11 protein-coding genes are annotated in these 13,776 nt (G+C 74.1%); 2 read left to right on the top strand and 9 right to left on the bottom strand.

The features are described 5' to 3' along the window. Nucleotides 1-17: 17 nt before the first annotated feature. The 4 genes from GLX25_RS12285 to GLX25_RS12270 all read right to left on the bottom strand — a co-directional run bounded on the left by GLX25_RS12285 (nt 18) and on the right by GLX25_RS12270 (nt 5,129). Entirely contained in the window at nt 18-920 is a 903-nt protein-coding gene (locus GLX25_RS12285; protein WP_155842744.1) for a sugar phosphate isomerase/epimerase family protein, read from the bottom strand. Further along, nucleotides 917-2,152, bottom strand: coding sequence for a DUF993 family protein (locus GLX25_RS12280; RefSeq protein ID WP_155842743.1), 1,236 nt, complete (start codon nt 2,150-2,152; stop codon nt 917-919). The genes GLX25_RS12285 and GLX25_RS12280 overlap by 4 nt, the downstream gene beginning before the upstream one ends. Nucleotides 2,153-2,154: 2 nt before the next feature. Then, on the bottom strand, nt 2,155-3,354 hold the full coding sequence (locus tag GLX25_RS12275) for a Gfo/Idh/MocA family protein (protein ID WP_155842967.1): 1,200 nt from the start codon (nt 3,352-3,354) through the stop codon (nt 2,155-2,157). Between the two features lie 731 nt (nt 3,355-4,085). After that, entirely contained in the window at nt 4,086-5,129 is a 1,044-nt protein-coding gene (locus tag GLX25_RS12270) for a LacI family DNA-binding transcriptional regulator (RefSeq protein ID WP_155842742.1), read from the bottom strand. Nucleotides 5,130-5,326: 197 nt separating this feature from the next. On the opposite strand from GLX25_RS12270, the gene GLX25_RS12265 reads away from it, so the two are divergent. Then, complete coding sequence (locus GLX25_RS12265) at nt 5,327-6,676, top strand: Gfo/Idh/MocA family protein (protein WP_155842741.1); 1,350 nt, start codon at nt 5,327-5,329, stop codon at nt 6,674-6,676. Between the two features lie 119 nt (nt 6,677-6,795). Then, on the top strand, nt 6,796-7,869 hold the full coding sequence (locus GLX25_RS18565; protein WP_155842740.1) for a DUF2510 domain-containing protein: 1,074 nt from the start codon (nt 6,796-6,798) through the stop codon (nt 7,867-7,869). A 7-nt stretch (nt 7,870-7,876) separates the two neighbouring features. Here the strand turns inward: GLX25_RS18565 and GLX25_RS12255 are convergent, their stop codons facing one another. The 5 genes from GLX25_RS12255 to GLX25_RS12235 are packed head-to-tail and all read right to left on the bottom strand — an operon-like array spanning nt 7,877 to nt 13,725. Continuing rightward, nucleotides 7,877-9,046 carry an MFS transporter gene (locus GLX25_RS12255; RefSeq protein WP_155842739.1) on the bottom strand — a complete coding sequence of 390 codons (1,170 nt, stop codon included), beginning with the start codon at nt 9,044-9,046 and terminating at the stop codon, nt 7,877-7,879. Between the two features lie 8 nt (nt 9,047-9,054). Further along, nucleotides 9,055-10,572, bottom strand: a complete 1,518-nt coding sequence (locus GLX25_RS12250; protein ID WP_155842738.1) for an aldehyde dehydrogenase (NADP(+)) — start codon at nt 10,570-10,572, stop codon at nt 9,055-9,057. Continuing rightward, a complete protein-coding gene (locus tag GLX25_RS12245) occupies nt 10,569-11,681 on the bottom strand; it encodes a mandelate racemase/muconate lactonizing enzyme family protein (RefSeq protein WP_166548773.1) in 1,113 nt (370 codons plus the stop codon). Before GLX25_RS12245 ends, GLX25_RS12250 begins: the two co-directional genes overlap by 4 nt. Continuing rightward, complete coding sequence (locus GLX25_RS12240) at nt 11,678-12,676, bottom strand: 5-dehydro-4-deoxyglucarate dehydratase (RefSeq protein WP_155842736.1); 999 nt, start codon at nt 12,674-12,676, stop codon at nt 11,678-11,680. Before GLX25_RS12240 ends, GLX25_RS12245 begins: the two co-directional genes overlap by 4 nt. After that, nucleotides 12,673-13,725, bottom strand: coding sequence for an NAD-dependent epimerase/dehydratase family protein (locus tag GLX25_RS12235; protein WP_155842735.1), 1,053 nt, complete (start codon nt 13,723-13,725; stop codon nt 12,673-12,675). Before GLX25_RS12235 ends, GLX25_RS12240 begins: the two co-directional genes overlap by 4 nt. Between the last annotated feature and the right edge of the window lie 51 nt (nt 13,726-13,776).

Genomic DNA, 13,776 nt, shown 5'->3' with positions numbered 1-13,776 from the left:
GGGGGCAGGCTACCGGCTCAGCCGGCTGGGGCGGGGGCGGGGGCGGGCGCGTTCGCCCCCGCGAGGTGCGGGGCCACGGCCCGGTCGAAGGATGCCGCGGTGCGGGCGACGACCTCGGCGTACGACGTCGCCCAGATGTCGGCGTTGAAGAGCTCGACCTCGATGTCGCGGTCGTACCCCGTCGCCTCGACGGCGCGGGTGAAGGCCGCGAAGTCGATCACGCCGTCGCCGGGGTAGTGGCGGGCGAGCAGCACGTCGGCGGGCAGCGGGGTCTTCCAGTCGCACACCTGGTAGCTCGCGATGCGGCCCTCGCGGCCTGCGCGCGCGACCTGGTCGAGCACCTCCGGGTCCCACCAGACGTGGAACGTGTCGACCTCGACGCCCACGGTCTCCGGCGCGAACGCCGCGGCGAGGTCGAGCGCCTGCTTCAGCGTCGAGACGACCGCGCGGTCGGACACGTACATCGGGTGGAGCGGCTCGATCGAGAGCTGCACGCCCGCGGCCGCGGCATCCGGAACCAGCTCTGCCAGTGCGTCGGCCACCCGCGCCCGCGCGCCGACGAGGTCGTCCGAGCCCTCGGGGAGGCCGCCGGCGACGAGCACGAGCACGGCCGTCGATCCGGGCGCGCCGGCCGCGGCGAGCGTCGCGGTCTCCTCGATCGCGCGACGGTTGTCGTCGATCGACGCGCGCCGTTCCGGCCCCTCGGGCATCGTGAAGAAGCCGCCGCGGCAGAGGCTCGTGAAGCGCAGCCCCGAGTCGCTCAGGCGAGCGGATGCCTCGGCGAGGCCGACCTCGGCGACGGGCTCGCGCCACAGGCCGATGGCCTGGTACCCGCCGGCGGCGGTGACGTCGAGCGCCTCCTGGAGGGTGGCGTGCTTGATCGTCGCCTGGTTCAGCGAGAGGCGGGGGTGCGCGCTCATGCCGGGACCGCCTCGGAGGGCTGTGTCGCGGCGGGCGCGTCCGCGGGCGTCGCGGACGCGGCATCCGCCCGGGTCGTGTCGACGCCGTTGATCGTGAGCAGCTCGTGCCAGCGTGCCGCCGCCAACTCGGGGCGCTCGAGCGCACCGGAGCCGTTCGCGAGCTCGACGATGCGCGAGAGGTGCGGGAGGCTGCGCGCGGCGTGCAGGCCGCCGACCATCTGGAACGCGGGCTGGTGGCCGTTGAGCCAGGCGAGGAACGCGACGCCCGTCTTGTAGTAGTACGTCGGCGCGGCGAAGACCTGGCGCGAGAGCTCCTCGGTCGGGCCGAGGATGCGGCGGTACTCGTCGACGTCGTCCCGGTCGAGCGACTGGATCGCGGCCGACGCGTTCGGCGCGAGCGCCGCGAACGCGCCGAGCAGCGCGTCGGAGTGGCCCTCGTCGTCGCCCTCGATGAGGCCGACGTAGTGGAAGTCGTCGCCCGTGAACATGCGGGCGGTCTCCGGCAGGCGGCGGCGCACGGCGATCTCGGCGTCCGCGTCGAGCAGGCTCATCTTGACGCCCTGCACCTTCTCGCGGTTCGCCTCGATGACCTGGAGGAGTGTGCCGGCCGCGGCATCCGTGTCGGTCGACCCGAAGTAGCCCTCGAGCGCCGGGTCGAACGCGGTGCCGAGCCAGTGCAGCACGACCGGCGAAGCGGCGGCGGCGAGCACCTCGCGGTAGACGCGGCGGTAGTCGTCGGCGTTCTGCGCGGCGCGCGCGAGGTGGCGGCTCGCCATCAGGACGGCGCCGGCGCCGGCATCCTCGGCGTGGTGCAGCTGGAGCTTGTAGGCGTCGATGACCTGCTCGAGCGAGACGACCTCGTCGTCGAGGTGGTCGGTGTTGACGCCGACGACCACGCTCCCGCCGGCCGACGCCGCCTCGGCGGCGCTGCGCGAGATGAGCTCGCGGGTGGCTGCCGCGTCGAGTCCCATGTTGCGCTGCGCGGTGTCCATCGCGTCGGCGACGCCGAGGCCCCACGACCAGACGTGGTGGCGGAAGGCGAGCGTCGCGTCCCAGTCGATCTCGGCCGGCTGCCCCGGCGTGTTGTCGGCGTGGGCCTTCGGCACGACGTGCGCGGCGGCGTACGCGACGCGCGACGCGAGCGGCTTCCGCGGCTTGGCGAAGGCGGGCGCCGGGTTCAGCAGGTCGGCGCGGGTCGCGCCATCCGCCCCCAGCAGCGTGAGCGTGGTCATGGTCAGCGCGCCCCCGTCAGCTCGCTCGCCTCGTCGGTGCCGGATGCCGCAGCATCCGCCGCGTCGACGCCGCTGCCGAGCGTGACCTCGGGGACGTCGATGCGCCGACCCGTCTTCGACGACTCGAGGCCGAGTTCGGCGAGCAGCATGCCGCGGGCGCCCGCGAGGAAGTCGTACGTGTTCGGGGCGTCCTCGACGACGTGGCGGATGAAATCCTCCCACTGGGTCTTGAAGCCGTTCTCGAACTCCTCCGTCGTCGGCACCTCGATCCAGTCCCGCGCGTAGTCGTGGTCGTCGGCGAGGTCGGGGTTCCACACCGGCTTCGGCGTCGCGTTGCGCGGCTGGATCTTGCAGCCGAACAGGCCGACCACGGCGGAGCCGAGCGTGCCGTCGACCTGGAACTCGACGAGCTCGTCGCGGTTGACGCGCGTGGTCCAGCTCGAGTTGAGCTGCGCGGTCACGCCGCCCTCGAGCTCGAAGATCGCGTACGCGGCGTCATCCGCCGTCGCGGTGTAGCGCTCGCCCTTCTCGTCGACGCGCTCGGCGATCTCGGTCACGGCCTTCGCGTAGACGGACTCGACGCGGCCGAAGGTGTTCTCCAGCACGTAGTTCCAGTGCGGGAACATGTCGACGACGATGCCGCCGCCGTCCTCGGCGCGGTAGTTCCAGCTCGGGCGCTGCGACGGGTGCCAGTCGCCCTCGAACACCCAGTAGCCGAACTCGCCGCGCACGCTCAGGATCTGCCCGAAGAAGCCCGAGTCGACGAGGCGCTTGAGCTTGCGGAGGCCCGGCAGGTAGAGCTTGTCGTGCACGACGCCGTTCTTGACGCCCGCGTCCTGCGCGAGCCGCGCGAGCTCGAGCGCCTCGGCATAGCTCTCGGCGGTCGGCTTCTCGGTGTAGATCGCCTTGCCGGCCGCGATGGCCTTGGTGATGGCCTTCGCCCGGGCCTTCGTGACGAGGAAGTCGGCGTAGACCTGCCAGCGATCGTCGGCGAGGGCCTCGTCGAGGTCGGTCGTCCAGTGCTCGATGCCGTGCTTCGCCGCGAGCTCGGCGAGCTTCTTCTCGCTGCGGCCGACGAGGATCGGCTCGACCTGCACGCGGGTCTCGCCGTCGGCGAGGAGTACGCCGCCCTGGTCGCGGATCGCGAGGATCGAGCGCACGAGGTGCTGGCGGTAGCCCATGCGGCCGGAGACGCCGTTCATGATGATGCCGATGGTCTGCGGGGTCGTCGCGTCTGCCACGGTGGTTCCTCTTCGGTGCCGGGAGCGGTCGACTGGCCCTGACCTTGTGTCGTGGACGCCGCGCCGCTGCGGGAAAGCGTTTACCCGAGTGTATGGCACGGTGCGCGGTTCGCGCAACACCCCGGGTGCGGGTGGTTGCGGCTGCAGCGACGCGGGTGCGGGCGATCGGATGGCGCTGGCCCGATCGAGTTCGCAGGATGAGGCGGGTCATGGCGCCGGTGGCGGCGGCATCGGGCGGCTGGTCCTGTTTTCGTCGCGGGCCTGGCGGCCGCAGGGCGAGCGGATGGCGCTGGCCCGATCGAGTTCGCAGGACGAGACGGGTCATGGTGCCGGTGGCGGCGGCATCGGGCGGCTGGTCCTGTTTTCGTCGCGGGCCTGGCGGCCGCCGGGCGAGCGGATGGCGCTGGCCCGATCGAGTTCGCAGGATGAGGCGGGTCACGGTGTCGGTGGGGGCGGCATCGGGCGGCTGGTCCTGTTGTCGCGTTCGCCTGGGTCGCCGGGCTGGGGTGCGGCGGCGAGCGGATGGCGCGGGGCGGCTCGAGTTCGCAGGATGAGACGGGTCATGGTGCCGGTGGCGGCGGCATCGGGTGGCTGGTCCTGTTTTCGCGACCGGGTGGGTCGGCCGTGCACGGCGGCCCGCCACCGACGCAGCGCGAGCGCGCGCGTCAGCAGGCGGGCGGCGCGAGCGGGTGTCAGCCGCGGCGCGGCGTCGAGTCGCGGAGCACGACCTCGGTGTGCACCGGGGACTCGTCGGCGGCGCCCGGCTCGTCGAGCGCGAGGCGGAGGGCGCGGCGGCCGACCTCCTCGAGCGGGATCCGGACGGTCGTGAGCGGCGGGGTGACGTCGCGCACCGTGGGGATGTCGTCGAAGCCGGCGACCGCGACATCCGTGCCGGGGGTGAGGCCGGCGTCGCGGATGGCGGACATCGCGCCGACGGCCATGACGTCGTTGCCGGCGAAGACGAGCTCGATGCCGTCGAGGCCCTCCTCGATGAGCTGCGTCATGCCCTCGTAGCCGCCGTCGCGCGTGAACGCGGGCCGGACGATGCGGTCGAGCGTGCCGCCGCCCGCCTCGAGCCCGGCGCGGAAGCCGGCGAGGCGCTCGTCGGCGGTGCGGATGCCCTCGGCGCCCGTGACCGCGGCGAAGCGGCGGTACCCGAGGCCGATGAGCTCGCGCGCGAGCGCCTCGGCGCCGGCGCGGTTGTCGAGCTGCACGGCGTGGAAGGCGCCGGCGGCGCTGCTGACGAACGCGACGCGTCCGCCGTTGGACTCGAAGGCCTGCAGCTCGGCCTCGAGGGCGTCGTTGTTCGGGTCGTCCTCCCGTCGCGAGGCGGCGAGGATCATGACGCGGGGCCGCTGGCCGCGGAGCGTGCGGACGAGGTCGAGCTCGCGCTCGGTGTCGCGCTCGGTCGCGGCCATCGTGACGATGAGCCGCTCCCGATCGGCCTCTCGGACGACGCCGGCCGCCATCTGCGAGAAGTACGGGTCGGCGATGTCGGCGACGAGGAGCGCGACGGTCGTCGTCGAGCCCCGGGCGACGGCCTGGGCCGAGAGGTTGGGGGAGTAGTTGAGCTTCGCGGCGGCCGCCAGCACGCGCTGGCGGTACTCCTCGTTGACCTTGCGGGTGCTGCCGTTCAGCGAACGGGACGCGGTGGCCAGGGAGACGCCCGCCTCGCGGGCGACGTCGTGCAGGGTCGCGGGGGCGGTGCGCCGGGTCTCGACGGCGTCGTCGGTCATGCGTCCTCCGTTCCGTGAGGCACTCTCGCGAGGCTCTGGCGGGCGACCCATGCTATCGCCGAGGGCGGCGGATGCCACGGTGGTCGCGGCCGCGGGGCGCCCGGATGACGCAATGCTACCGTAGTGAGATAGCGCTTTCCCGGCGTGTTCGCGCGGACTCGCGGCATCCGGGAGCACGACTGGCGAGTGGAGCAGCGATGACGCAGCGGGAACGGTACGGACTGATCGGCGCGGGCAGCCGCGCCGGCATGTACATCGGGGCGATGAGCGGCACCGTGCTCGGCGCCGAGCGCGTGCCCGAGGTCGCCGAGCTCGTCGCCTGGTCCGACGTGAACCCGGGCCGGCTCGGCGTGTACGAGCGTGAGGTCGTGGCGGCGGGGCATCCGGCGCCCGCCCGCTACGCCGTCGACGACCTCGAGCGCATGATCGCCGACGAGCGGCTCGACCGGGTCGTTATCACCACGCCCGACTTCACGCACGCCGAGTTCATCGTGCGCGCGCTGCGCGCCGGCGCCGACGTCGTCGTCGAGAAGCCGCTCACGATCGACGCCGAGAGCGTGCGTCGCATCGGCGCCGCGATCGCCGAGACCGGCCGCGAGGTCATCACGACGTTCAACTACCGCTACAGCCCGCGCAACTCGACGCTGCGACGCGTGATCGCCGAGGGCCGCATCGGACAGGTCACGAGCGTGCACTTCGAGTGGGCGCTCGACACCGTGCACGGTGCCGACTACTTCCGCCGCTGGCATCGCGACAAGGCGAACTCGGGGGGCCTCTTCATCCACAAGGCCTCGCACCACTTCGACCTGGTCAACTGGTGGATCGGCGCGGCCCCCGTGCGGGTCTTCGCGAGCGGCGGGCTCCGCTTCTACGGTGCGGAGAACGCCGCGGCGCGCGGGCTCGGCGACCGGCCGTCCCGCGGTACGGGCGCGGGCGAGGCCGGCGGGCCGTTCTCGCTCGACCTCGCCGCCGACGCGCGCCTCACGGAGCTCTACCTCGACCAGGAGCACCACGACGGCTACCTGCGCGACCGCGACGTGTTCGACGACGGCATCACGATCGAGGACAACCTCGCGGCCCTCGTCGACTACGACTCGGGCGCGACGCTCAGCTACTCGCTGAACGCGCACGCGCCGTGGGAGGGCTACCGCGTCACCGTGAACGGCACCGAGGGCCGCGCCGAGCTCGAGGTCGTCGAGCGCGGCGCCGTCCTCATCGGCGAGGACGGCCGGGTGGTCGTCGACCCGAGCATGCACCCCGACCACTCGCCGGTCGACGAGGTGCGCCCCGACAGCGAGCGGCTCGTGCTGCAGCGGCACTGGGAGGGCGCGCAGGTGGTGCCGATCCCCGAGGGCATCGGCAGCCACGGCGGCGGCGACGCGTACCTGCTGCAGCACCTGTTCGACCGGGTGACGGATGACGCGCCCCTCGGCCGCGTCGCCGGCTACGCCGACGGCGTTCGGGCGGTCTCGGTCGGGATCGCCGGGAACCGCTCGCTCGAGACCGGTGAGCCGGTGCGGATCGCGGACCTCGACCTGGGCGTCTGACCGCGCCGCGGCCTCCAGCTGCGGCATCCGCCCGCGGCATCCGTCGGCCTTCGCACCGTCGGTGCTCGTGGGGCTTAGTACCCGAGCGGATGCCTCGGGGTGCTGGGATCATCACGACCATGAGCGATCCGACGAGCGCGCCTCCGGGCTGGTACGACGACGGGCGCGGACAGCAGCGGTACTGGGACGGCACGCAGTGGACCGAGCACACGGCGCCGCTGTACGGAGCACAGGATGCGACGCGGCCGTACGACACGGCCGCGCTCGCGGGCGACTCGTCGCCCGGCTCGTCGCCGTACGCGGACACGACGCCGTTCGCGGGGCTGCCGACGGACGGCCCCGCCGGTTCCGGCGGCGCCCCGCCGGCGGGCTACACGGGGTACGCCCCCTTCGGCGCCGCTCCGGGCGCTCCGGGCGCACCGCCCGAGCCCGGCGGCACGAACGTGCTCGGCATCGTCGCCCTCGTGATCGCCGCGATCGGGTTCGTGTTCGCGGTCATCCCGTTCGTGCAGGTCGTCGGCCTCATCCTCCTGCCGATCGCGTTCGTGCTGGCGATCATCGCCCTCTTCCTCAAGGGCAGGAAGTGGCCCGCGATCACCGGCCTCATCCTCTCGGTCGTGGGCGGGATCATCGGGACGATCGTCTTCGCGGTCGTCGCGCTCGGGGTGTTCGGGCAGATCGTCGACTCGGGAGTGATCCAGGACGAGATCGACCGACAGCTCGAGGAGGAGTTCGGCGAGCCGACCGGACCCGCCGACGAGGGATCCGGCGAGGAGTCCGGCGACGAGGCAGGCCAGGGGCAGGTGCTCGCCTTCGGCGAGACCATGGTGTGGAGCAACGGCGTCTCGATGACGGTCTCCGCGCCCGAGCCGTTCACGCCGTCGGACCTGTCGGCCGGTGCCGACCAGGCCGAGAACATCGTCTTCACGCTCACGATCCAGAACGACTCCGGCGAGAACGTGCAGCCGGTCGTGTTCTCGCAGCTCTCGTCGGGCGGCACCGAGGCCACGCGCATCTTCGACGTCGGCGCCGAGGGCGGGCAGGTCGGCATCCCGCCGACGACTGCGATCCTGCCCGGCGAGTCGATCACGTGGAGCGAGGCGTGGTCGGTCGCCGACTCCGGCTCGCTCACGATGCAGACGGCGCCGTCGTTCGAGTACGAGGACGTGATCTTCACCAACGTGCCGCAGTAGGCGGGATTCAGCTGCCGTCGATGGCGGGGGCGTGCTTCGGGTACGCGAGCAGCATCGCGCCTGAGGCGATCCAGACGACGCCGATGGCCACGATCAGCGCTTCGGCGCCGACGCCCGCGGCGAGGCCGGCGACCGCCGCGCCCGCGGCGGCGGCCGCCGCGCGGAGGCCCGCGCCGACCGTGAAGACCTGGGACCGCAGGGCGGGCGGGCTCTGCTGCTTGCGGATGAGCAGCATCGCTGCCGCGCTCGGCGCCGTGAACAGGCCGGAGGCGCCGACCGCCGCGATCGCCCACGCCGGGCCGAGGTCGAACGCGGCGACGACCGTGCAGAGGCCCGTCGCGGCGAAGCCCCAGCCCATCACCCACTCGGGCGAGCGGCGCGGCGGGCGGCGCGAGTTCCACAGCGCGCCGACGAGGCCGCCGATGGCGAACGACGTGACGATGACCGCGCCCTCGCCCGCGTCGCCCGTGCGCGAGACCGAGAGCGCGACCGCGGCGATCGCGAGCCCGCCCGAGCCGAACTGGCTGAGCGTGCCGCTCCACGTGATGATCGCGAGCGGCCGATGCGTCGTAATGTGCCGGAATCCGGCGGCGATCGTGCCGAGGAACGACGGGCGGTCGTGCGGGGATGCCGCGGCCGGATGCAGCCGCAGCAGCACCGTGGCGATGGCGCCCGCGAGTGCACTCGCGGCCATCGCGATCGTCGCGATGCGCGCCGATCCGAGGGCCGAGGCGGCGGCGACCGCTGCCGGACCGGCGACCGCGCCGAGGTTGTAGGCCAGCGCGTCGATCGCGTACGCGCGCCGTTCGTCGGGGATGCCCTCGGTCACGAAGCTCGACAGCCCGCCGAAGACGAAGGGCGTGACGGTGCCGGCGGCGACGAGCGCGATCGCGATCGCCCACGCGGGCATCGGGCCGAGGAAGGCCGCGAACGCGTAGGCGGCCGCGATCACGAGCCCGGCACCGGCGACGAGCGCGCCCGGGCGGCGGCTGCGGTCGAGCATCGCGCCGGCGATCGGCGCCGCGACGATGCTCGGTCCGAGGGCGGCCGAGGCCAGGAGTCCGCCGACCGCGACGCCCACGCCCTGCTCGACCGCGAGCACGGGGATCGCGATCGTGATCCCGCCGACGGCGAGTCGCGGCGGGGTGGCGGCGACGAGGTAGGAGGCGACGCCCACGCGGCGGCTCAGCCGGCCGCGTGCCGCACCAGCACCCCGTCGACGCGACGCGGGATGCCGAGCGGGTTGCCGTCGCGGAGCTCCGGCGGCAGCGCGGCATCCGGTGCGTCCTGGAAGGCGATGGGCCGCAGGAACCGGCGCATGGCCGTCACGCCGACCGACGTGTGGATCGACGTGGTCGACGGCCACGGCCCGCCGTGCTGCTGCGCCCAGCTGACGGCGACACCGGTCGGCCAGCCCGCGAACAGCACGCGGCCCGCGATCTCCGAGAGCACGTCGATGATCGGGCCGAACTCGTCGCCCGGCTCGGCGTGCACCGTCGCGGTGAGGCTGCCGCCCACGGCGCGGACGGCGGCGAGGGCGTCGGCGACATCCGCGTACTCGACGATCAGGGTCGACGGCCCGAAGCACTCGTGCATCAGCGTGCCGGGGTCGGCGATCACGGCCGCGGTCGTGGTGCGGAGGACGACGGGCGCACCGGTGCCGTCCACCTGCGCCGCCGGATCGCCCGCGACGACCTCGACGCCGTCGTGGGCGCCGAGCCGTGCGATGCCCGACGCGAAGGCGCCCGCGATGCCGTCGGTGAGCATCGGCGCGGGGCCGGCGGATGCCGCGTCGAGCGCGGCGCGCACGCGCTCGCCGAAACCCGACCCGGCGGGCACGAGCACGACGCCGGGGTTCGTGCAGAACTGTCCGACGCCGAGCGTGAACGACCCGGCGAGACCGGTGGCGAGCTCGTCGGCGCGTGCCGCGATCGCGGCGGGCGTGATGAGCACGGGGTTCACGGCGCTGAGCTCGCCGTAGAACGGGATCGGGTCGGGGCGCTGCTGCGCGAGGTCGAAGAGGGCGCGTCCGCCTCCGAGCGAGCCGGTGAACCCGACGGCGCGGATCTCGGGGTGCTGCACGAGCGCGACGCCGGTCTCGTGGCCGGTGACGTGCGCGAAGATCCCCTCTGGTGCGCCCGCGCCGACGAGCGCGTCGCCGACGACCACGGCGGTACGTGCGGACAGGCGCGGGTGCGCGGGGTGGCCCTTCACGATGACCGGGCAGCCGGCCGCGAGCGCGGACGCGGTGTCGCCGCCCGCGACCGAGAACGCGAACGGGAAGTTCGACGCGCCGAACACGGCGACCGGCCCGAGCGGGCGCAGCATGCGGCGGAGGTCGGGGCGCGGGGGGATGGTCGTGGCGTCGGGGTGGTCGACGGTGGCCTCGAGGTACGAGCCCTCGAGGATCGCGTCGGCGAAGAGCCGCAGCTGCGCGGTCGTGCGGGCGACCTCGCCGTTCAGGCGCGCGGTGCCGAGGTGCGTCTCCTCGTCGGCGATCGGCACGAGCTCGTCGCGTGCGGCGTCGAGGGCGTCGGCCGCGGCGCGGAGCCACGTCGCACGCTCGGCGGCGGTCGAGGCGACCGTGACCGCGAACGCGCGCCGCGCCGCGGCGGCGATCGCGTCGAGCTCCTCGCGCGTCGTGTCGCCGGTCGTCGCGGGTGCGGCGGCGCGGGCGCGGTCGGGTGCGGCGGTGTCGGTCATCGGTCCTCCGTGGGTGAGACGGATGCCGCGGCATCCGTCAGCTCGTCAGAAAAGCGTATGCCCAGGCCCGGCTGCCCCGTCGTGCACACCGTGGCGCCCGCGACAGCCACGGGCGACGGAGTGGCGAGTGCGCCGAGCGCGGCGAACGAGGCGTCCTCGACGGACTCGACGAGCTGCTCGCCGGGCAGCGCGAGCGCGAGCTGCGCGGAGAGCTCGAGCAGCAGGTGCGGCGCGAGGCCGACGCCGCGGCCGGCGGCGAGGTCGGCGATGCGGAGGAACGGCGTGATGCCGCCGACCCGCACCGCGTTCGGCTGCACGAGGTCGACGGCGCCGGCGTCGATGAACTCGGCGAACCGGTAGCGCGTGTGCAGGTTCTCGCCGAGCGCGACGGGCACCTCGATGCGGCGGCGCAGCTCGACGTGGGCGGGCAGGTCGTCGGTGCGGAGCGGCTCCTCGATCCACGTCAGGTCGAACGCGGCGAGCTCGCCGATCGCGCGCTCGGCCTGCTCGAGGCTCCAGCGCTGGTTCGCGTCGATCATGAGCCCGCGATCGGGGCCCAGCACGTCGCGCACCGCGGCGATGCGCTCGACGTCGCGCGCGAGCTCGGGACTGCCGACCTTGACCTTCACGGCGTCGAAGCCGGTCTCGACCCAGCGCGACGCCTGCGCGACGAGCTCGTCGAGCGGGTAGTGCAGGTTCACGCCGCTGCCGTACACGGTCGCGGCCTCGTGGCGGCGGCCGATGAGGTCGGTGACGCCGACGCCCGTGCGGCGCGCGGCGAGGTCCCACAGCGCGAGGTCGAGCCCGGCCATCGCGATCGTCGTGATGCCGCCGCTGCCGCCCTCGTGCAGGTGCGTCCAGAGCGGGTCCCAGAGGGCGGATGCCTCGGCCTCGCGCCCGAGCGCGAAGGCACGGATGTCGTGGTCGAGGTGCGCCCGCACGGCCGCGGCGCCGATCGTGGGCGTCCAGGAGAAGCCCCAGCCGACGGCGCCGCCGGAGTCCTCGACCTCGACCTCGATCACCGAGAGGTCGCGGACGTCGGGACCCCACGGGCGGAGCAGCGGGATGCGGATCGGGCGCGTCGCGATGCGCGCGATGGTCGCGGTCACCGCGACGCGGCCCCCGCGGCATCCGCCAGCGCCGTCGACGGGCAGGCCGACGCGGCCGGACGCGTGCCACCGAGCTCGACGAGCGCGAGCCCGCAGTCCAGGATCGCCGCGAGCCGCCGCTCCTGCTCGGGCGTCGGGTCGACGAGCGGAGGACGCACGGATCCGACCGGCAGGCCGCGCAGGCGCAGGCCCGCCTTGATCAGCGACACCCCGAAGCCCGGTGTCTCGTCGCGCAGGCGCACGAGCGGCGTGTAGAACTCGCGCAGCAGCGACATCCGCGTCGTCTCGTCGCCGTCGGCATAGGCCCGGTAGTGCATGGTCGCGAGCTCGGGGATCATCGCGAACGCGGCCGACGAGTACAGCGGGATGCCGATGCCGCGGTACGCGCCCTGGCTGAGCTCGGCGGTAAGCAGGCCGTTGAAGAACGCCCAGTCGTCGCGGCCCGCGGCCTCGGCGGCGAGCACGATCTCCTGCGCGAGGCCGATATCGCCCGTGCCGTCCTTGAAGCCGACGACCTTCGGGTTCGCCGCGAGGCGCGTGACGGCGTCGGCCGTGTAGCGGGCCGTGCCGCGGTGGTAGACGATGACGGGCAGGTCGGATGCCGCGGCGACCGCCTCGACCCAGGCGACGAGTCCGTCGGTGGTGCCCGACACGAGGTAGGGCGGCAGGAGCAGCAGCCCGTCGGCGCCGGCCTCGGCCGCGCCGCGCGCGAGCTCGATCGCGTGGCCGAGCGGCCCGCCCGCCCCGGCGATCACGGGCACGCGACCGGCGACGACGTCAACGCTCGTGCGCACGACGTCGACGGCCTCTCGCGCCGACAGCGCGTGGAACTCGCCCGTGCCGCACGCCGGGAACACGCCGCCGGGGCCGAACGGCAGCCGCGTCTCGAGATGCTCGCCGAGCACGTCGAGGTCGACGCGGCCGTCGGCGTCGAACGGGGTGACGGGGAAGAACAGCACCCCGTCGAAGTCGAGGCGGCGGGTGGGGGCGGTCATGCGGTCCTCGTTCTGGTGGTGGTGGTGGGCGTGGTGCCGTCTGCCGATTCCGCCGAGCGCGTGTACATCCGACGAGCGCGAGTGTCTCCGCAATTGCGCTCGTCGGATGTACACGCGCTCGGCGATCCGGCGGCGGTTTCGGCGGGGTGGAGTTCCGGGGCGGATGCCGCGGCGGCGGCGGCCAGCTCGGAGCGCCAGTCGCGGGTCGGCGACCAGCCGAGGCGTTGCCGTGCCTTGGCGATCGAGAAGACGGAGGCGGTGCCCGTGAGCGCGTCGGCGGCGGGGCCGAGCGCGGGCGCGTACTCGCGCCACAGCTCGGCGACCGGTCGCTCGGCCAGCGCGTCGGCGGCGCCGACGAAGAAGCCCTCGCCGTCGATCGCGTCGGCGGGCGCGGCGAGCCAGGCATCGACGAACCCGGCGACGTCGCGCGCGTCGACGTAGTTGAAGAGGCTGACCGCCGCGAGGGCGGGGTCGGCGAGCCGCTCGGCGACGGTGTGCCCCTGCTGGGTGGGCGCGCCCGCCCACTCCTCCGGCGAGATCACGTAGCAGGGGCGGAAGAACCCGAACGCGCCCGGCGCGGTGCGCGCGAACATCCGCACGGTCTCCTCGATGACGACCTTCGACAGGGCGTACGCGTTCGCGGGCGCGAGCGGATGCGTCTCGTCGATCGGCACGGCCGCGGCCCGCCACGCGGGGGAGGAGTACCCGATCGGCGTCGGGCTCGACGCCGCGAGCACCCGGGCGACGCCGGCGGATGCCGCGGCCGAGAGCACGTCGTGCGCGAGCGCCGTGTTGGTGAGCAGGATGTCGCGCTCGGGCGCGCTGAACGGCACGGCGATGCCGGCGAGGTGCACGAGCGCGTCGGGGCGAAGGTCGTCGAGCACGCGGGCGGCGGCGCCGGGCACGGCGAGGTCGACCGTGCGCTCGTCGACGCCGACCAGCCCGGCCGGGGCGCGGTCGAGGCCGACGACCTCGTGCCCGAGCTCGGCGAGCCCGGTCGCGAGCGAACGCCCGAGGCGGCCGGACGACCCGGTGACGACGACGCGCATCGATGCTCCTGCAGGTGATGGAGAAAGCGATTTCTCGGTGAAGCCTACGCG

The sequence above is a fragment of the Agromyces luteolus genome, assembly GCF_009729855.1.
Lineage (GTDB): Bacteria > Actinomycetota > Actinomycetes > Actinomycetales > Microbacteriaceae > Agromyces > Agromyces luteolus.
This window is presented reverse-complemented; position numbering and strand designations above follow the sequence as displayed.

What these genes read in the sequence shown, in the direction of transcription:
- GLX25_RS12285 (WP_155842744.1), bottom strand. Translation starts at nt 920, where the DNA reads ATGAGCGCGCACCCCCGCCTCTCGCTGAACCAGGCGACGATCAAGCAC.
- GLX25_RS12250 (WP_155842738.1), bottom strand. Translation starts at nt 10,572, where the DNA reads ATGACCGACACCGCCGCACCCGACCGCGCCCGCGCCGCCGCACCCGCG.
- GLX25_RS12235 (WP_155842735.1), bottom strand. Translation starts at nt 13,725, where the DNA reads ATGCGCGTCGTCGTCACCGGGTCGTCCGGCCGCCTCGGGCGTTCGCTC.
- GLX25_RS12240 (WP_155842736.1), bottom strand. Translation starts at nt 12,676, where the DNA reads ATGACCGCCCCCACCCGCCGCCTCGACTTCGACGGGGTGCTGTTCTTC.
- GLX25_RS12265 (WP_155842741.1), top strand. Translation starts at nt 5,327, where the DNA reads ATGACGCAGCGGGAACGGTACGGACTGATCGGCGCGGGCAGCCGCGCC.
- GLX25_RS12270 (WP_155842742.1), bottom strand. Translation starts at nt 5,129, where the DNA reads ATGACCGACGACGCCGTCGAGACCCGGCGCACCGCCCCCGCGACCCTG.
- GLX25_RS12275 (WP_155842967.1), bottom strand. Translation starts at nt 3,354, where the DNA reads ATGAACGGCGTCTCCGGCCGCATGGGCTACCGCCAGCACCTCGTGCGC.
- GLX25_RS12280 (WP_155842743.1), bottom strand. Translation starts at nt 2,152, where the DNA reads ATGACCACGCTCACGCTGCTGGGGGCGGATGGCGCGACCCGCGCCGAC.
- GLX25_RS18565 (WP_155842740.1), top strand. Translation starts at nt 6,796, where the DNA reads ATGAGCGATCCGACGAGCGCGCCTCCGGGCTGGTACGACGACGGGCGC.